This is a genomic window from Saccharopolyspora erythraea NRRL 2338 (assembly GCF_000062885.1).
Lineage (GTDB): Bacteria > Actinomycetota > Actinomycetes > Mycobacteriales > Pseudonocardiaceae > Saccharopolyspora_D > Saccharopolyspora_D erythraea.
The window spans coordinates 458,136-476,615 of sequence record NC_009142.1; the positions used below are offsets into that span (position 1 = coordinate 458,136).

The 18,480-nt window shown below is 70.5% G+C and carries 12 protein-coding genes and 1 pseudogene; 10 read left to right on the forward strand and 3 right to left on the reverse strand.

Annotated elements, in window-relative coordinates:
* Window positions 1–18: 18 nt before the first annotated feature.
* From lysS to SACE_RS02035, 6 genes are all read left to right on the forward strand, one after another.
* Window positions 19–1,542, forward strand: a complete 1,524-nt coding sequence (gene lysS, locus SACE_RS02010; RefSeq protein ID WP_009946421.1) for a lysine--tRNA ligase — start codon at window positions 19–21, stop codon at window positions 1,540–1,542.
* Between the two features lie 167 nt (window positions 1,543–1,709).
* Window positions 1,710–2,060 carry a histone-like nucleoid-structuring protein Lsr2 gene (locus SACE_RS02015; protein WP_009946420.1) on the forward strand — a complete coding sequence of 117 codons (351 nt, stop codon included), beginning with the start codon at window positions 1,710–1,712 and terminating at the stop codon, window positions 2,058–2,060.
* 481 nt (window positions 2,061–2,541) lie between these two features.
* A complete protein-coding gene (locus SACE_RS02020; protein WP_011873045.1) occupies window positions 2,542–3,612 on the forward strand; it encodes a FecCD family ABC transporter permease in 1,071 nt (356 codons plus the stop codon).
* Complete coding sequence (locus SACE_RS02025) at window positions 3,609–4,694, forward strand: FecCD family ABC transporter permease (protein WP_011873046.1); 1,086 nt, start codon at window positions 3,609–3,611, stop codon at window positions 4,692–4,694. Before SACE_RS02020 ends, SACE_RS02025 begins: the two co-directional genes overlap by 4 nt.
* Window positions 4,691–5,545 carry an ABC transporter ATP-binding protein gene (locus SACE_RS02030; protein ID WP_009946416.1) on the forward strand — a complete coding sequence of 285 codons (855 nt, stop codon included), beginning with the start codon at window positions 4,691–4,693 and terminating at the stop codon, window positions 5,543–5,545. Before SACE_RS02025 ends, SACE_RS02030 begins: the two co-directional genes overlap by 4 nt.
* 278 nt (window positions 5,546–5,823) lie before the next feature.
* On the forward strand, window positions 5,824–8,385 hold the full coding sequence (locus SACE_RS02035; RefSeq protein WP_011873047.1) for an ATP-dependent Clp protease ATP-binding subunit: 2,562 nt from the start codon (window positions 5,824–5,826) through the stop codon (window positions 8,383–8,385).
* Window positions 8,386–8,449: 64 nt separating this feature from the next.
* On the opposite strand, the gene SACE_RS02040 is transcribed toward SACE_RS02035, so the two are convergent.
* On the reverse strand, window positions 8,450–9,607 hold the full coding sequence (locus SACE_RS02040) for an IS30 family transposase (RefSeq protein ID WP_011873048.1): 1,158 nt from the start codon (window positions 9,605–9,607) through the stop codon (window positions 8,450–8,452).
* A 483-nt stretch (window positions 9,608–10,090) separates the two neighbouring features.
* Here SACE_RS02040 and istA point away from each other — a divergent pair.
* Window positions 10,091–11,338 (forward strand): annotated as a pseudogene (istA, locus tag SACE_RS02045) (IS21 family transposase).
* The gene (gene istB, locus SACE_RS02050; protein ID WP_044547099.1) at window positions 11,338–12,138 is read left to right on the forward strand and encodes an IS21-like element helper ATPase IstB; all 801 of its coding nucleotides are present in this window, start codon (window positions 11,338–11,340) and stop codon (window positions 12,136–12,138) included. The pseudogene istA and the gene istB overlap by 1 nt, the downstream one beginning before the upstream one ends.
* A gap of 332 nt (window positions 12,139–12,470) precedes the next feature.
* Here istB and SACE_RS02055 read toward each other — a convergent pair whose 3' ends face one another.
* Window positions 12,471–13,547, reverse strand: coding sequence for an FAD-dependent oxidoreductase (locus SACE_RS02055; RefSeq protein ID WP_011873051.1), 1,077 nt, complete (start codon window positions 13,545–13,547; stop codon window positions 12,471–12,473).
* Between the two features lie 97 nt (window positions 13,548–13,644).
* On the opposite strand from SACE_RS02055, the gene SACE_RS02060 reads away from it, so the two are divergent.
* Window positions 13,645–14,148 (forward strand): MarR family winged helix-turn-helix transcriptional regulator, encoded by a 504-nt coding sequence (locus SACE_RS02060; RefSeq protein WP_009951580.1) that lies wholly within the window; start codon window positions 13,645–13,647, stop codon window positions 14,146–14,148.
* Between the two features lie 185 nt (window positions 14,149–14,333).
* Here SACE_RS02060 and SACE_RS02065 read toward each other — a convergent pair whose 3' ends face one another.
* The gene (locus SACE_RS02065) at window positions 14,334–15,107 is read right to left on the reverse strand and encodes a DedA family protein (RefSeq protein ID WP_231849906.1); all 774 of its coding nucleotides are present in this window, start codon (window positions 15,105–15,107) and stop codon (window positions 14,334–14,336) included.
* 174 nt (window positions 15,108–15,281) lie between these two features.
* Between SACE_RS02065 and SACE_RS02070 the strand changes: the two genes are divergently transcribed.
* The gene (locus tag SACE_RS02070; RefSeq protein WP_011873052.1) at window positions 15,282–18,407 is read left to right on the forward strand and encodes an AfsR/SARP family transcriptional regulator; all 3,126 of its coding nucleotides are present in this window, start codon (window positions 15,282–15,284) and stop codon (window positions 18,405–18,407) included.
* Window positions 18,408–18,480 lie beyond the last annotated feature (73 nt).

An 18,480-nucleotide genomic window follows, 5' to 3' on the forward strand; every position in this document is an offset into this window, starting at 1 on the left:
TACGTACCCTTGTTGCCCGTGACTGACCAGGACCGTTCCATCCCCACCGCCGCGGACGCCGAGGGCGTCGACGACCTGCCCGAACAGCTCCGGGTCCGGCGGGAGAAGCGGGAGCGAATGCTGGCCGGGGGTGTCGACCCCTATCCGGTGAATCTGCCGATCACGCACACCCTGGCCGAGGTGCGCGCCGCCCACCCCGACCTCGCCCCGGACACCTACACCGGGGACCAGGTCGGTGTCGCGGGCCGGGTGATGTTCCTGCGCAACACCGGAAAACTCTGCTTCGCCACGCTCCGCGGCGGCGACGGCACCGAACTGCAGGCGATGCTCAGCCTCAAGCAGGTCGGCGAGGACGCGCTGGCCTCCTGGAAGAGCGACGTCGACCTCGGCGACCACGTCTTCGTGCACGGCGAGGTCATCACCTCCCGCCGCGGCGAGCTGTCGGTGATGGCCGACGAGTGGCGGCTGGCGGCCAAGACGCTGCGCCCGCTGCCGGTGGCGCACAAGGAGCTCGGCGACGAGACCCGGGTCCGGCAGCGCTACGTCGACCTGATCGTGCGCAAGCAGGCCGCCGACACCGTGCGAACCAGGGCGACCGTGCAGCGGTCGCTGCGGGATTCCTTCCAGCGCCGGGGTTTCATCGAGGTCGAGACCCCGATGTTGCAGACCCTGCACGGCGGTGCCGCGGCTCGCCCGTTCGTGACGCATTCCAACGCCTTCGACATGGAGCTGTATCTGCGCATCGCGCCGGAGCTGTATCTCAAGCGCTGCGTGGTGGGCGGCATCGAGAAGGTTTTCGAGATCAACCGGAACTTCCGCAACGAGGGAAGTGATTCTTCCCACTCGCCGGAGTTCGCCATGTTGGAGTTCTACCAGGCGTACTCCGATTACGACGGGATGGCCCGGCTGACCAGGCAGCTGGTGCAGGAGGCCGCCGAGGCGCTCACCGGTTCGCAGGTGGTGACCTGGTTCGACGGCACCGAGTACGACTTGTCCGGCGAGTGGTCGTCGGTCACGATGTACGGTTCGTTGTCCGAGGCCCTGGATTCGGAGATCACCCCGGAAACCCCGGTGGAGGTCCTGCGCAAGCACGCCGACTCGGTCGGTTTGCAGACCGACCCGGCCCACGGGCACGGAAAGCTCGTCGAGGAGCTGTGGGAACACCTGGTGGGCGATCATTTGTACGCCCCGACCTTCGTGCGCGACTTCCCGCTGGAGACCGCGCCGCTGACCCGCCAGCACCGCAGCGAGCCCGGTGTGGCCGAGAAATGGGACCTCTACACCCGGGGATTCGAGCTGGCGACCGGCTACTCCGAACTGGTGGACCCGGTCGTCGAGCGCGCCCGGTTGGAGGAACAGGCCAGGCTGGCGGCTTCCGGCGACGAGGAGGCCATGCACGTCGACGAGGACTTTCTGCGGGCGCTCGAGTACGGAATGCCACCCAGCGGCGGCGTCGGAATGGGTATCGACCGCTTGTTGATGGCGTTGACCGGCCTCGGTATCCGGGAGACGATCCTGTTCCCGCTGGTCCGTCCGGAATGACCCGTCCGGCCGGGGGTCGGCAGAATTTTCCTCGCCGGGGTGAGTGCGTTAGCGCAGTTACTGCGCTAACCTACCCCTCAGAATGACTCGGCGACGGATATTGGTGCACTCGAACGGAGCTGACCGACGTCCCGTTATTGCTAATAACTCCGGGGAGGACTTCCGAGATGGCACAGAAGGTCACGGTCACCCTTGTCGACGATCTGGACGGCGGGCAGGCCGATGAAACCGTCGAGTTCGCGTTGGACGGCGTGTCCTACCAGATCGACCTTTCCAACGATAATGCGACCGAGTTGAGGGACGCCCTGGCGAACTACGTCTCCAGCGCGCGTCGTGCGGGCGGTCGCAAGAAGCCGGGCCCGCGTCCCGGTGCCGGCCGGTCGGCCGGTGGTTCCACGAGCGCGGACCGGGAGCAGAACCAGGCCATTCGGGAATGGGCCAGGAAGCGGGGTCTGAAGGTCTCCGACCGCGGGCGTATCCCCGCGGACGTGGTGGAGCAGTACCACAAGGCGAACTGAACGCGGCACCGCGATAGGGGCGTTCTCGGCTTTCGTCGGCCGGGAACGCCCTGGTGTTTCTTACCGTCTTTCACGTTGGCGGGCCCTGATCGCACGTTATTGCCAACCGCTGGCGGCTTCCGATCTTTTCCCGTCGATTTCCCACGGACGGCCCACGGCGGCCCCGGCGGTGGGCCCTGCCGCGGCGCGGCCCCGACGCCGTCGTGCCCATGAGCCCCGGCGGCCGTGGGGCCCAACGGCCGCGCCCGGTTCCGTCGTGACGCGACGGCGGCCGTCCGCGCACAGCCCGTCCCGCTGAAGCTTCCCGCCGGCCCGGCCCCGCCGGACGCCGTCATCCCAGGCATGGAGCCGGTCGTGCGCCGGCGTGCGCGCGCGAGGCCGGACCCGGACGTCGCCACGCGTGCCGTCAGCTAGTCTTAGGCCGACCTAACCTAGGTGCGCCATACCTAAGTACGCCGGCCGACGGCAGAGGGAGTGGGATGTGAGTCGCAGCGCGATCGTGGGCGACCCGCCCGAGGCCGCACGCGAGCCCGCTGCGGGCGGGCGGCTGGCGGCCCGCCGCCGCAGGCGGCTGGTCGGCATCGGAGTGCTCGCCGTGCTCCTGCTGCTGAGCTGCCTGCTCAGCGTGTTGCTCGGTGCCAAGCCCATGTCCCTCGAAGCGGTCTGGAGCGCGCTGTTCGCGCCCACCGGTACCGAGAACGACCTGATCGTCCGCGAGTTGCGGGTGCCGCGCACGATCGTCGGAGTGCTGGCCGGGGTCGCGCTCGGGCTCGCGGGCGCGCTCATGCAGGGCCACACCCGCAACCCCATCGCCGACCCCGGCATCCTCGGCATCACCCACGGCGCGGCGCTGGGCATCGTGCTCTCGGTCTACGTCTTCGGCATCACCAGCCTGTTCGGCTTCATCTGGTTCGGCTTCGGCGGCGCGCTGCTGGGCGCGCTCGCGGTGTTCGCCATCGGTTCCATCGGCCGCGGCGGACCGACACCGGTCACGCTCGCGCTGGCCGGCATGGCCATCGGCTACCTGCTGCAGGCCATCACCTCGGCGCTGGTGCTGGTCGACCAGCAGAGCCTGGAGACCTACCGGTTCTGGAAGGTCGGCTCGATCGCGGTCACCGACACCTCGGTGATTTGGCAGGTGCTGCCGTTCCTGGCGGTCGGGGTGGTGGTCGCGCTGGCCAACGCCTCCGGCCTCAACGCGCTCTCGCTCGGCGAGGACGTCGCCCGCTCGCTCGGCCACCGCGTGCAGTGGTCCCGGCGGCTGGGCATCGCGGCCATCGCGGTACTGGTCGGCGGCGCGGTCGCCATCTGCGGGCCGATCGGCTTCGTCGGCCTGATCGTGCCGCACGTGGCCCGCTTCTTCACCGGCGCCGACTACCGCTGGCTGCTGCCCTTCGCGGCGCTGATGGGCGCGTCGGTGGTGCTGCTGGCCGACGTGCTCGGGCGGCTGGTCGCCCGGCCCGCCGAGATTCAGGTGGGCGTGATGCTCGCGGTCGTCGGCGCCCCCTTCTTCATCGGACTGGTGCGGCGCAGGAAGTTGGTGCGGTTGTGACCCGGACTGTGCAGGCGCCGAAGGTCGCGGGCCGCAGGTCCGTGCGGGTGGGCCCGGTCTCCGGTGTGCTGCGGTTGCGCCCGGCACTGGTCCTGCTGGCAGGGCTGGTGCTGCTCCTGCTGCTCTTCGTGCTCAACGTCGGGCTGGGGGAGTACCAGATCAGCCCGGCCGAGGTGCTCACCACGCTGGTCGGCGGCGGCGACCGGGCGGAGCAGGTGATCATCTGGGAGCTGCGGATGCCGCGCTCGCTGACCGGACTGCTGGTGGGCGCCGCGCTCGGAGCCGCGGGCGCGATCATGCAGGCCATCGCCCGCAACCCGCTGGCCAGCCCGGACATGCTCGGCATCACCTGGGGCGCGGGTACCGCGGCCACCGCGGTGATCGTGCTCGGCGGCAGCGTCGGCACCGTCACCGGCGCGCTGGAGTCGGTCGGGCTGCCGCTGGTGGCGCTGGCGGGCGGGCTCCTCGTGGGCCTGGCGGTGTACGTGCTGTCCTACCGCAACGGCGTCGACTCCTACCGCCTCGTGCTCGTCGGTGTGGGCATGAGCGCCCTGGCGGGCAACGCGACCTACTGGCTGCTGTCGGTCGGCGACGTCAACGACGCGGGCCGCGCGATGGTGTGGCTGACCGGCAGCCTCAACGCGCGCGGCTGGGAGCACGTCGTCCCGGTGGCCATCGTGCTTGCCCTGCTGGTGCCGTTGACGCTGGTCGGGGCGCACGTGCTGGGCGCGCTGCAGTTCGACGACGACACCGTGCGCGGCCTGGGCATCCGGATGGACGCCGCCCGCGGCGGGCTGCTGATCGCCGCCGTCCTGCTGGCCGCGGTGGCGACCGCGGCGGCCGGCCCGATCCAGTTCGTCGCGCTGGCGGTGCCGCAGATCGCGCTCCGGCTGGCCCGCACCGCGATGCCGCCGCTGCTGACGTCGATGGTGCTCGGCGCCGCGCTCGTCGTCGGATCGGACCTAATCTCGCGCACCGCCTTCGGCGGCATCGAGATGCCCGTCGGCATCGTCACCTCGGTGCTCGGCGCCCCCTACCTGATCTACCTGCTCGTCCGTCGGTACCGGGAGGTCCGCGCATGACACCGGGAGTCTCCACCCAGACCACTGGCACGGCCGTCGCCGAGGACGGCAGGCAGCGCCTGCACGCCCGGGACCTCAAGCTGGCCTACGGGGAGCGGGTGGTCGTGGACGGCCTGGACGTCGACGTCGTCGACGGCACCATCACCGCCGTGATCGGCCCGAACGGCTGCGGCAAGTCGACCCTGCTGCGCGCGCTGGGCAGGCTGCTGCAACCGCAGCGCGGCAGCGTGCTGCTCGACGGCAAGCGCATCCACAAGATGGCGACCAAGGACGTCGCGAAGGTCCTGGGCCTGCTGCCGCAGTCGCCGCAGGCGCCGGAGGGGCTGACGGTGGCCGACCTGGTCGCGCGCGGGCGGCACCCGCACCAGTCCTGGTACCGGCAGTGGTCCTCCGACGACGAGGCCGCGGTCGCCGAGGCGCTGGGCATGACCGGCATCGAGGACCTGGCCGAGCGCACCGTCGACGAGCTCTCCGGCGGCCAGCGCCAGCGCGCCTGGCTGTCGATGGCGCTGGCCCAGGGCACCGACCTGCTGCTGCTCGACGAGCCCACGACCTACCTCGACCTCTCCCACCAGGTGGACGTGCTGGACCTCATCGGTCGGCTGCACGACGACAGCGGGCGTACCGTCGTGATGGTCCTGCACGACCTCAACCTGGCCGCCCGCTACGCGGACCGGTTGGTGGCGATGAAGGACGGTGCGATCGTCGCCGAGGGGGCCCCCGGCGAGGTGCTCACCGAGGAGCTGCTGGCCGCGGTGTTCGGCCTGAAGGCCCGGGTCATCGACGACCCCGTGGTGGGCACCCCGATGGTCGTCCCGGTCGGTGGACGGCGTACGGCGAACGGGCGCTGACCACTTTCGGGTGAAGGTGCGACCGAGGGTCCGCGGTGCTGTTCGCGCTCAGCGGACAACGTCGCCTGACCAGGTCGAAGCCGGAATGCCGCAGGCCAGCGGGTCGTTGCGGAGTGTGTCGTACGAGAATGTGAAGAGCAGGCTGCCAGCGGGCACGGACCGCGATGGGGTCGGACTACTACAGTGGTCGGGAAGAGTGCTGAACCCAACGCGGGCCTCGGCGTAACAGGAGCCGTGTCCCGGCAACAGACCGCCGGCGCAGCAGTCAGGGAGTGCGAATGTTCGAGAGGTTCACCGACCGCGCGAGGCGGGTGGTCGTCCTGGCCCAGGAAGAGGCCCGGATGCTCAACCACAACTACATCGGCACCGAGCACATCCTCCTGGGCTTGATCCACGAGGGTGAGGGTGTCGCCGCCAAGGCGCTGGAGTCGCTGGGTATCGCGCTTGAGGGCGTGCGCCAGCAGGTCGAGGAGATCATCGGCCAGGGTCAGCAGGCTCCGAGCGGTCACATCCCGTTCACCCCGCGGGCCAAGAAGGTGCTGGAGCTGTCGCTGCGCGAGGCGCTGCAGCTGGGGCACAACTACATCGGGACCGAGCACATCCTGCTCGGCCTGATCCGCGAGGGCGAGGGCGTGGCCGCGCAGGTGCTGGTCAAGCTCGGCGCGGACCTCAACCGGGTTCGCCAGCAGGTGCTGCAGCTGCTGTCGGGTTACCAGGGCAAGGAGCCGGCGGAGGCCGGCGGCCGCGGCGAGGGAACCCCGTCGTCGTCGCTGGTGCTGGACCAGTTCGGCCGCAACCTGACGCAGAGCGCCCGCGAGTCCAAGCTCGACCCGGTCATCGGTCGCGAGAAGGAGATCGAGCGGATCATGCAGGTCCTCTCGCGGCGCACCAAGAACAACCCGGTGCTCATCGGCGAGGCGGGCGTCGGCAAGACCGCCGTGGTCGAGGGCCTGGCGCAGAAGGTCGTCAAGGGCGAGGTGCCCGAGACGCTGAAGGACAAGCAGCTCTACACCCTCGACCTGGGTTCGCTGGTCGCGGGTTCGCGCTACCGCGGTGACTTCGAGGAGCGCCTGAAGAAGGTGCTCAAGGAGATCAAGACCCGCGGCGACATCATCCTGTTCATCGACGAGATCCACACCCTGGTGGGTGCGGGTGCCGCCGAGGGCGCCATCGACGCGGCGAGCATCCTCAAGCCGATGCTGGCCCGCGGCGAGCTCCAGACGATCGGTGCGACCACGCTGGAGGAGTACCGCAAGTACGTCGAGAAGGACCCGGCGCTGGAGCGCCGCTTCCAGCCGATCCAGGTCGGCGAGCCCTCGCTGGAACACACCATCGAGATCCTCAAGGGCCTGCGCGACCGGTACGAGGCGCACCACCGGGTGTCCATCACCGACGGCGCGCTGGTCTCGGCCGCGACGCTGGCCGACCGCTACATCAACGACCGCTTCCTGCCGGACAAGGCGATCGACCTGATCGACGAGGCCGGCGCCCGGATGCGCATCCGCCGCATGACCGCTCCGCCGGACCTGCGCGAGTTCGACGAGAAGATCGCCGACGTGCGCCGGGACAAGGAGTCCGCGATCGACGCGCAGGACTTCGAGCGGGCCGCCCGCCTGCGCGACGAGGAGAAGCAGCTCCTCGGGCAGAAGGACGAGCGCGAGAAGCAGTGGAAGGCAGGCGACCTCGACGTCGTCGCCGAGGTGGATGACGAGCAGATCGCCGAGGTGCTGGCGAACTGGACGGGGATTCCGGTGTTCAAGCTCACCGAGGAGGAGACCACGCGTCTGCTCCGCATGGAGGACGAGCTGCACAAGCGGATCATCGGCCAGGACGACGCGGTCAAGGCGGTCTCGCAGGCGATCCGGCGTACCCGTGCGGGGTTGAAGGACCCCAAGCGCCCGTCGGGGTCGTTCATCTTCGCCGGCCCGTCCGGTGTCGGTAAGACCGAGCTGTCCAAGGCGCTGGCGGAGTTCCTGTTCGGCGACGACGACGCGCTGGTGCAGATCGACATGGGCGAGTTCCACGACCGCTACACCGCCTCGCGGCTGTTCGGTGCCCCGCCCGGCTACGTCGGCTACGAGGAGGGCGGCCAGCTCACCGAGAAGGTGCGTCGCAAGCCGTTCTCGGTGGTGCTGTTCGACGAGATCGAGAAGGCCCACCAGGAGATCTACAACACGCTGTTGCAGGTGTTGGAGGACGGGCGTCTGACCGATGGTCAGGGGCGCACGGTGGACTTCAAGAACACGGTGCTGATCTTCACCTCGAACCTGGGTACCCAGGACATCTCCAAGGCCGTGGGGCTGGGCTTCTCGGCCGGGACCGACTCCGAGTCCAACTACGAGCGGATGAAGAGCAAGGTCAACGAGGAGATGAAGAAGCACTTCCGGCCGGAGTTCCTCAACCGCATCGACGACGTGATCGTGTTCCACCAGCTCACCGAGGCCGAGATCATCCAGATGGTCGACCTGCTCGGTGCGAGGGTGGAAAAGGCCCTCAAGGGCAAGGACATGTCGCTGGAGCTGACCACGCTGGCCAAGAAGCTGCTGGCCAAGCGCGGGTTCGACCCGGTGCTGGGGGCCCGGCCGTTGCGCCGGACCATCCAGCGCGAGATCGAGGACAGGCTCTCGGAGAAGATCCTGTTCGGCGAGATCGAGCCCGGCCAGATCGTCATCGTCGACGTCGAGGGCTGGGACGGCGAGGGCTCCGACGACAAGGCCCACTTCACCTTCCGCGGTGAGACCAAGCCGTCGCTGGTGCCCGACGCCCCACCGGTCGACCTCGCCGGCTCCACCGGCTCGTCGACCGACGACAAGTCGGAAGGCACCTCCGACCAGGAGTGACGCAGTAGCGGCAGTGGCCCCCGCACCGAACGGCGGATTCAAGGGGTCGTCGCAACACAGGTGATTAACTGGCTTTGGTCAGGAGCATAGCGAGGCGCTCGGCTGGGGAGTCCCAGCCGAGCGTTTTGCGTGGTCGCCCGTTGAGCTGTTGGGCGACGTGCTCGAGGTCCTCGGGTCCGTAAACGCTGAGGTCGGTGCCCTTGGGGAAGTACTGGCGCAGCAGTCCGTTGGTGTTTTCGTTGGTACCGCGCTGCCAGGGACTGGCCGGGTCGCAGAAGTAGACCGGCATGTCGGTGGCCATGGTGAACTGCTTGTGGCGGGCCATCTCGGCTCCCTGGTCCCAGGTCAGCGAGCCACGGAGGTGAGTCGGCAGCGTTGTGATAGTCGCTACGAGTCCGTCCCGGACCGTTTCGGCGTCGTGCCCGTTCGGCAGGTGGACCAGCATGGTGTACCGCGTGGTGCGCTCTACCAGGGTGCCGATCGCGGACTGGTTACCAGCGCCAATGATGAGATCACCCTCCCAGTGGCCGGGCACGGCCCGGTCGGCGGCCTCGGCGGGGCGGTCGCTGATCATCACCATCGGGTCGATGAACCGCGCGGTGCGCTGGTTCGGGTTGCGGCGTGGCTTGCGGCGGGTCCGGCCGGTGCGGATCGCGGCCTGTACTTCGCGTTTGAGACCACCGCGGGCCTGGAAGTACAGCGCCTGGTAGATCGTCTCCACGCTCACTCGCATCCTCTGGTCGCCGGGATGCTCCTTGCCTAGAGCGTGGCAGATCTGCTCCGGTGACCAGCGCTCGCGCAGGCCGTCGGCCACGAACTGGCGTAACGGTCCCTGCGCGATCAGCTTGCGTTGCTTCGGGCGTGGCCGACGGGCGGCCGCCGCTCGGTGAGCCGCATACGGCCGGTAGGCGCCGTGGGTGGAGTTCGCGCGGATCTCCCGGGAGATCGTGCTGGCTGAGCGCCCCAACGCGCTCCCGATGTCCCGCAGTGAGTGGCCCTCGGCCCGCAGGTCCCGGATCCGTTCCCGCTCTGCCAAGGTCAGCAGCCGGGGATGCAACTGCTTGTCCAGTGCGGACAGCTTGGGCGCTGGGGAGTTCACGTCGACGATCGTGCTGGTGCCCGTCGCGTAATCGACACGAACCCCGTTCGGGTAGGTCCGCGCGTTCCGGCTCTTGCGGACCCCGTAGTCCCAGTCCTTCGCCGTGCGCTCGTTGATGCCCACCCGCTCGGCCGCCCGACGTCGGGCACACCCTCTGCACGCAGCTGCTCGTACTCGTCGCGCCGGGGATGCCGCTGCCGCGCTCGAATCGACCGCCGCCCAGCCTGCCGGGCCCAACTAAAGGCCGTGTTCCGGTTCAGGCCCAGCTCACGGGCCGCCACAGTGACGCTCCCAACCGCATCAAGCCGGTCCAGGAAACGTTGCTTCAGCTCGGCACGGTCACCCTCACATGCCACGGTCCTCGCAACTCCCACAGGTCGCAGGTGTTGCGAGGACCGCTGGAACCCCCGACCGGTGCGGGGGCCGCTTCGCGTTCGGGGGGCTCACCTTGGTCTGGCGGGTGGCTTTGGGAGTGGGGGCGCCTGGGTTTTCGGGGAACTCACCCTGGCCTTGCGGGTCGCGGGGGTGGTGGGTTTTGTCGCGGACGGGTGAATCCTGACCCGGTGTGGGCGGGCGAAATCGGACCCACTCCCTGACAAGTAGGGAGTGATCAGCGTGGAGGACTGGGCAGAGATCCGTCGGTTGCATCGGTGTGAGGGCATGCCGATTCGGGCGATCGTCCGGAAGCTGGGTGTCGGGCGGAACACGGTGCGGCGGGCGTTGGCTTCGGAGGGGCCGCCGCGGTATCAGCGGCCGTCGAAGGGCTCGGTCGTGGATGCGGTGGAGCCGCAGATCCGGGCGTTGCTGGCGGAGTGGCCGACGATGCCGGTGCCGGTGATCGCCGAGAGGATCGGCTGGCAGCGGGGCCTGACGGTGCTCAAGGACCGGGTGCGGGAGTTGCGCCCGTTGTTCCTGCCGCCGGATCCGGTGTCGCGGACGGTGTATCAGCCCGGTGAGCTGGCCCAATGCGACCTGTGGTTCCCGCCGGTCGATATCCCGCTGGGGTTCGGGCAGGTGGGGCGGCCGCCGGTGCTGGTGATGGTGTCGGGCTATTCGCGGGTGATCGCCGCGAGGTTGATCCCGTCGCGGCAGGGCCCGGATCTGCTGGCCGGGCACTGGGCGCTGTTGTCGGGGTGGGGGCGGGTGCCCAAGACGCTGGTGTGGGACAACGAGTCCGCGGTCGGGTTCCGCAAGGCCGGTCGGCCGGTGCTGACCGAGGCGATGAACGCTTTTCGCGGGACGCTCGGGATCGCGGTGATCCAATGCCGCCTCGGTGACCCGGAGGCCAAAGGGCTGGTGGAACGGGCCAACGGCTATCTGGAGACCTCGTTTCTGCCCGGCCGCCGGTTCACCTCACCGGCTGATTTCAACACCCAGCTGGCCGACTGGCTGGTTCGGGCCAACCAACGTCACCACCGCATCCTCGGGTGTCGGCCGGCCGACCGGTGACGACCGGCAAGCCATGCTGGCCTTGCCGCCGGTGGCCCCAGTGACCGGATGGCGCGCGAGTATCCGGCTGCCGCGTGATCACTACGTGCGGTTGGGCGCCAACGACTACTCGGTGCACCCGTCGGCGATCGGTCACCGCGTCGAGATCACCGGCGATCTAGAGCACGTGGAAGGTCCTGCCAAGGTGGCGGCCTGGTCGCCCGGCATCAGCGGTGTTGGGCGGCGCACCAGAGCATCACCGACCCCGACCCCGACCACGCCACCGCCGCAGCCAGGCTGCGCCAGCAAGCCCGCCGGGCCAGCCTGCGCCCGGTCGACACACCCGTCGAGCACCGCGAGCTCGCCGACTACGACCGCGCACTCGGCCTCGACACCGACACCACCGATGACCAGGGGGTGGCGTGATGCCCGGCAAACCCACCACCAGTAGTCGCAACGTGGCTGCCGAGATCGCCTACCTCGCCCGGGCGTTGAAGGCACCGTCGCTGGCCGGGGCGGTCGAGCGGCTGGCCGAACGGGCCCGGGCCGAGGACTGGTCCCACGAGGAGTTCCTGGCCGCCTGCCTGCAACGCGAGGTCGCCGCCCGCGAGTCCCACGGCGGCGAGGGCCGCATCCGCACCGCCCGGTTCCCGAGCAGGAAGTCGCTGGAGGAGTTCGATTTCGATCACCAACGCTCCCTCAAACGCGACACGATCACACATCTCGGAACACTGGACTTCATCGCGGGCAAGGAAAACGTGGTCTTCCTCGGGCCTCCCGGCACCGGCAAGACCCACCTGTCGATCGGACTCGGGATCCGGGCCTGCCAGGCCGGACACCGCGTCTCGTTTGCCACCGCCGCCGGGTGGGTAGCCCGGCTCGCCGAGGCCAGCCACGCCGGACGACTCCAGCAGGAACTGGTCAAACTCGGCCGGATCCCGCTACTGATCATCGACGAGGTCGGCTACATCCCGTTCGAAGCCGAAGCCGCGAACCTGTTCTTCCAGCTGGTCTCCGCCCGCTACGAGAGAGCCAGCCTGATCGTCACCAGCAACAAACCCTTCGGCCGCTGGGGCGAGGTCTTCGGCGACGACGTCGTCGCCGCCGCCATGATCGACCGCCTCGTGCACCACGCCGAAGTCATCTCACTGAAAGGAGACAGCTACCGCCTCAAAGACCGCCAAGACCTCGGCCGCGTGCCCGCGGCCACCAACACCAACGACTAAACATCAACAACCAGGGTGGGTCCATTTTCAGCCGCCGCAGCCGGGTCCACATTCGGCCGCCGTTGACAGGTTTCTGGGGCGCTCGCCGCCCCCAGGCCCCCGGCAGGTCTCCGGGATGGGGACATTGCTCGTGGGCTGCGGTCCGTTCGGAGCCTGGTTCTCATCCCGCCGACCTCCACGAGGGCTATCAGACCGCGTCAAGGGGGCGGCTTTCGACGCATCCTGCGGCGGGAGCGGAGGCGCCCCCTTGACCCGGCCTGATCGGGCTGGCGCCAGGTCGACGGGATGAGAACTGAGGCTCCTCTCTCGTAGGGGTGACCGGGGCGTGGGTGTCAGCCCAGCATCTCGGCGTAGTACCCCGCCCTCAGGTCCGCGCCCTTGATCTCCGACGTGACGTCGGGGCCGAGCACGCCCGTGTCGGCTGTGTAGGAGACGCCGCCCTTCGGGCCGAGGGGCAGGGCGATCATGGGCGGTGCAGGCTCGTAGGTGGTCAGGGCTTCGCCGCCGCCGTTGATCAGCGTGCGGATGTTGGCCGCGACCACGTTGGCGTGGTCGCCGGCGGACTTCGCCATCTTGGCTTCCGGGAGCGCGGTGATGTCTCCGATGGCGAAGACCCGCTCCTGGCCGGGCAGCCGCAGGTCGCCGGTGACCTCCACGTGGCCACCCGCCGTGCGGGCGGCCGCCAGGTCGCCCGCGAGGTAGCCGGTCGCGGGTTCGACGCCGAAGCAGCGGAACCAGATGTCGGCGGTGATCTCCGCGCCGGTGCCGGTCGTGGCGGTGAAGGTCTTGTGCTCCCCGGGCTCGGACGGGGGCTGGTCGCGCAGGGAAGTGCCCATGACGAGTTCGATCCGCAGCACTTCGAGCTGCCTGCGCAGCTCGCTGCGGAACTCCACGGGGAAGGCGGGCAGCACGTCACCGGCCGGGTCCACGATCGTCACGGCCTTCTCCGGCCATGCCGCCCTGATCTCGCCGGCGAACTCCAGCCCGACCGGTCCGGCGCCGAGCAGCAGGACCCGGTCCGCACGCTCCAGCGAGTCCCGCGTGGCGTGGAGCCTGTCCTTCGCGGCGGCGCTGTCCAGCACGTCGATCTTCGCCGGGAACGGGTACGACGAGCCGGTCGCGAGAACGACGTAGTCGGCCTCGATCGTCTGCCCGGAGCCGAGCGCGATCTCGGTTCCGGACACGCGGACCGCCCGGTCGTGGACGACCCGGCCGCGTTCGAGCAGCCGGTCGTAGCGGTAGAAGAGCCGGTCGGTCCATTCCCGGTCGACGACACCGCGCAGCGCGGCGACGTTGTGGACGAAAGCGTCCCTCGGTTCCACGAGCACGACGTCGGCGACGTCGTCGAGCGCCTTGGCGACGGTCATCCCGCCGTATCCCCCACCCAGCACGGCCACCGTTGCGGGCATGTCGACTCCTAGTTCGTAGTACCAACAGTACGTAGTACGAACTACATTAGTTCGTGGTACGAACCAACGTCAAGTACACTGATCGCGGAGGGACGTGATGACCGAGACGCTTGCGGAGCCCGACAGGGGGCCCGATCGCGCTGCTGACCGGGGGCCCGATCGCGGTGCCGAGTGCGAGATTGAGACCGGGCTCGCAGCCGGGCTGGTGCGGCTGACGCACCTGGTGCAGCACGTGTTCGCCGAAGTCAACCGCGACTTCGACCTGACTCCGCAGCAGGCCCAGCTCCTCTGCATGCTCATCGACGGACCGATCGGCATGGGGGAGCTCAGCCGGTTGCTGCACCTGGAGAAGTCCAGCCTCACCGGTCTGGTCGACCGGGTCGAGCGACGCAGCCTGGTGGAGCGCGTGCGCGACGACCGCGACCGGCGGGCGTGCCGGATCGCGTTGACGGCGGAAGGCGTTCGGCTGGGCAACGAGTCGCACTCGGCGGTCGGCGCGCGGCTGGAGGAGATGGGCAGCGCGTTGCCGTCGGCCGAGCGCAAGCGGCTGGCCGACGCCATCGGGCGCATCCTCGCCGGGAACGGCGTCCCGGGGGCGTAGTTCCCCACCGCTACGGCAGCTCCGGCAGGAAAATGGTCAGGCGCCGGTCAGGAACGTCAGTGCGGCACGGCGGAAACGGCTGTCGCGGCTGCGTTCCGGGTCAGGCGCCGGTCAGGAACGTGCGTGGCTGACTGTCGGTGAAGGTCGCGCTGTGGATGCGTAGTCGCGACAGCGCGGCTGACGTGTCAGCGGACGCGGCGGAACTGCACGGTCGGGGCCTCGCTCGGCTCCAGGGCCGGGATCCGCGACGTGGCGCCTTCCAGGTAGTCGGCGCCGACGCCCACGGCCGCGAACTCCTCCGTCGGGGCCTCCGCCTCGTGCTTCGTCCGGCCCTCCTGCCGCACGCGCTTGACGACGAACCACACCACGGCCGCCGCCACCGCGACCAGCACGGCCTTCGACAGCACGCCCGCGTACTGCTCGACCAGGTGCCAGTTCTCGCCCAGGTAGAAACCGGCGAGCACGAAGATCGAGTTCCACACCAGGCTGCCGAGGGTGGTGAACAGCGCGAACGTGCTCACCGGCATCCGGTCGACGCCCGCGGGCAGCGAGATGAAACTGCGGAACAACGGGATCATCCGGCCGAAGAACACCGCCTTTACGCCGTGCTTGGCGAACCACGCCTCGGTGCGGTCGACGTCCTCCAGCTTGACCAGCGGCATCTTCGCGGCGATGGCGTGCGTGCGCTGCCTGCCGAGCTTCGCGCCGAGGGCGTAGAGGGCCAGCGCGCCGAGCAGGGAGCCGAGGGTCGTCCAGAAGATCGCGCCGCCGACGGTCATCCCGCCGCGGCTGGCGGTGAACCCGGCCAGCGGCAGGATCAGCTCGCTGGGGATCGGTGGGAACAGGTTCTCCAGCGCGATGATCAGGCCCGCGCCGGGCCCGCCGAGCGCTTCCATGACCCCGATCACCCACCCCGTGAAGCCCGTCGGTTCGGCGGTGGCGGTGGCTGGCAGGGGCATGAACGTCTCCAAGCGGGGGCGGTATGTCCGTAATCGCCATGATCCCAGCCGTTCGGCGGACTTCCGCCGCGCGCCGTGTGATCTACGCCATTCCTGAAGGGATGCTCAGGGCCCTCGGCAATCAAGGAGCGCGGGCGCGCCGCTCTCTGCGAAGCTGTCGGGGTGCGAGTGGCGGTGCTGGGTCCGTTCCGGCTGTGCGCGGCCGACGGTCACCCGATCGACGTCGGCGGCGCACGGGTACGCATGCTGCTCGCTCGGCTGGCTCTGGACGCCGGCCGCACGGTGGCGACCGAGACCCTCATCGACGACCTGTGGGGCGCCAACCAGCCGTCGGGCGCGCTCAACGCGCTCCAGTCGCTGGTCTCCCGCGCGCGCCGCGCGCTCCCCGACGACCTCGTGCTCCAGTCGGCCGCCACGGGCTACGCCCTCAAGGCCGACGCCGCCGACGTCGACGCGCACCGCTTCGCGCGCCTGGCGGCCGACGGCCGCGGCCTGCTCCGCGACGGCCGCTTCGCCGCCGCCGCGCGCACGCTGCGCGAGGCGCTGCGCCTGTGGCGCGGCGGGGCGCTCGTCGACTTCGTCGACGCGCCCTTCGCCGCGGCCCAGGCGGCCAGGCTGGAGGAGTTGCGCCTGGGCGCCCTGGAGGACCGCATCGATGCCGACCTGCGCGCCGGGCGCGACGGAGAGCCCGTCGAACTGGTCGAGCTCGTCGCCGAGCTGGACGGGCTCTGCGCCCGCCACCCGCTGCGGGAGCGGTTCACCGGGTTGCGCATGCGGGCGCTGTACTCGGCCGGACGGCAGGCCGACGCGCTCGGGGCGTACGAGGCGTTGCGCCGCAGGCTCGCCGACGAGCTGGGCGTCGACCCGTCGCAGGAGCTGCGCGACCTGCACGGCGCCGTGCTGCGCGGCGAGCCGCGCGAGCACCGCGACCGGCCGCCGGTGCTGCCGAGCAGGCTGAGCAGCTTCGTCGGCCGGGAGGCCGAGATCGAGCAGGTCCGGACCGCGATGGCCCGCTCGAAGCTGGTCACGCTGTTCGGGCCCGGCGGGGCGGGCAAGACCAGGCTGGCGACCGAGACCGCGGCCGGGGTCGACGACCGGCGGGTGTGGTTCGTCGAGCTGGCCTCGGTGCGCCAGGGCGAGGACCTGCCCTCGGCGGTGCTGGCCTCGGTCGGGGTGCGCGAGACCCGGCTGCTCGACACGGCGCCCGCGGATGCGATGACCAGGCTCGTCGACGGCCTCTCGGGTGCTCCCGCGCTGCTGGTGCTGGACAACTGCGAGCACGTGATCGGCGCCGCCGCGCAGTTCGTCCAGGACCTGCTGACCTGGTGCCCGCAGCTGGGGGTGCTGGCCACCAGCCGCGAGCCGCTGGCGCTGACCGGGGAGGAGCTGCTGCCCGTCGGCCCGTTGGGTCTGCCCGACGGCGAGGCGCCGCTGGAGGCCGACGCCGTCCGGCTGTTCGCCGACCGGGCGCGGTCGGCGCGGCCCGGCTTCGTGCTCGACGACGCCACGATCGGCGACGTGGTCGAGGTCTGCCGGCGGCTCGACGGCATGCCGCTGGCCATCGAGCTGGCCGCCGCTCGGCTGCGGGCGATGAGCGTGCGGCAGGTCGCCGCCAGGCTCGACGACCGGTTCCGGCTGCTGACCAGCGGGAACCGCGCCTCGCTCGCGCGGCACCGGACGTTGCGCGCGGTCGTGGAGTGGAGCTGGGACCTTCTCGGCGAACCGGAGCGCCTGCTGGCCAGGCGGTTGTCGGTCTTCGCGGGACCGGCGCGGGCGGAGTCGGCGGCGGCGGTGTGCTCGGACGCGCGGCTGCCCGCCGAGGACGTCTTCTACGTGCTGTCCTCGCTGGTGGAGAAGTCGTTCGTGGAGGCCGTCGACGGTGACCGCTACCGGATGCTGGAGACGGTGCGCGCCTACTGCGACGACCGGCTCGCGGAGTCCGGCGAGCGCGACCGGGTGCGCACCGCGCACGCGGAGCACTTCGTCGAGCTGGCCGAAACCGCTTCGCCGCGGCTGCACCGGGTCGAGCAGGTGGAGTGGCTGGAGCGGCTCGACGCCGACCACGACAACCTGATGACCGCGCTGCGGTGGGCGATCAGCAGCCAGAACGCCGACCTCGGCGTCCGGATGGGCGCGGCGCTGGCGTGGTACTGGTCGATGTCGGCGCACGGCGAGCTGGCCTCCCGGCTGGAGGCGCTGACCCCGATTCCGGGCGACGCGCCGTCCGAGGGCAGGGCGGTGCTGGAGTTCATCCAGGCGATGCTGTGCCAGACCACGTCGTGGACCGAACGGATCGGGGCGGCCGCCGCCCGGCTGCGCGACACCGGAGCGGGCCGCCGCTACCTGTACGTGACGATCATGGAGCCGATGGCGTGGATGTTCGTCGGGGACCGGGCCGAGATGGACGCCGCGGTCCGGCGCAACCTCGAGCATCCCGACCCGTGGGGGCGGGCGGCGGCGTTGTTCTCCCGCGCTTTCGGCGCCGAGCACGGTGGTGACGCGGCAGGCGGCGAGGAGCACATGCGAGCGGCGGCCCGGGCGTTCCGCGAGCAGGGCGACCGCTGGGGCATCGCCCAGTCGATGGGCAGCCTGGCCGGGTTCCGGTCGTTGCGCGGTGACCACGCGGGGGCCATCGAGGCCCTGGAGGAGTCCGCCGAGACCCTGCGGGAGCTGCGCTCCGACGAGGAGGTCGCGCCGACCATGGTGCGCATCGGCATGGAGCACGTGCGGGCGGGCGACATCGCCGAGGGCCGCCGCTGCCTGGAACAGGCCGACGAGCTGGCCGCGGCGTCCTTCGCCGAGTTCGCGCGGCTCGGGTCGCTGACCGCGCTGGGCGAGGCCGCCCGCCGCGCGGGGGATGTGGAGCGGGCACGCGCCTACTTCGCGCAGGCCAGGGAGTTGCTGGCAGGCACGCCGATGGCCCCGCCGCCCCTGCACCAGGTGGCGCTCGCGACCGAGGCGCGGGTCGACATCGACGAACTCCGCCTCGACGACGCTCGCGCCCGGCTGCGCGAGTCGCTGGACAGCAGCGGCGAGATCCCGATGATGCCGACGATCGCGATGATCGCGGAGCAGACGGCCCTGCTGCGCTTCGCCGCCGGAGATCACCGCCAGGCGTCCTACCTGCTCGGGGTCGCCGTCGCGCTGCGCGGCATGCTCGACGAGGGCGACCCGGACATCCGGGCGGTGCTGCCCGCCCTGGACGCGCCGGACCTGCGGTCCGAACGCGACCGCGGTGCCGCGCTCACCCACGAGGCCGCACTCGCCGTGCTCCGCGAAGTCCTCGGCCCGCGCGGTTAGCAGGCCCGGGGACGGGCGCCGACTGCTCGTGCGGCGTGATCGTCGAGCGACACCCGGAAGGGGGCCGCGGTCA

Coding starts and splice junctions, on each gene's coding strand:
- SACE_RS02055 (WP_011873051.1), bottom strand. CDS start 13,547: ATGCCCGCAACGGTGGCCGTGCTGGGTGGGGGATACGGCGGGATGACC.
- SACE_RS02030 (WP_009946416.1), top strand. CDS start 4,691: ATGACACCGGGAGTCTCCACCCAGACCACTGGCACGGCCGTCGCCGAG.
- SACE_RS02060 (WP_009951580.1), top strand. CDS start 13,645: ATGACCGAGACGCTTGCGGAGCCCGACAGGGGGCCCGATCGCGCTGCT.
- SACE_RS02015 (WP_009946420.1), top strand. CDS start 1,710: ATGGCACAGAAGGTCACGGTCACCCTTGTCGACGATCTGGACGGCGGG.
- istB (WP_044547099.1), top strand. CDS start 11,338: ATGCCCGGCAAACCCACCACCAGTAGTCGCAACGTGGCTGCCGAGATC.
- SACE_RS02065 (WP_231849906.1), bottom strand. CDS start 15,107: ATGCCCCTGCCAGCCACCGCCACCGCCGAACCGACGGGCTTCACGGGG.
- SACE_RS02035 (WP_011873047.1), top strand. CDS start 5,824: ATGTTCGAGAGGTTCACCGACCGCGCGAGGCGGGTGGTCGTCCTGGCC.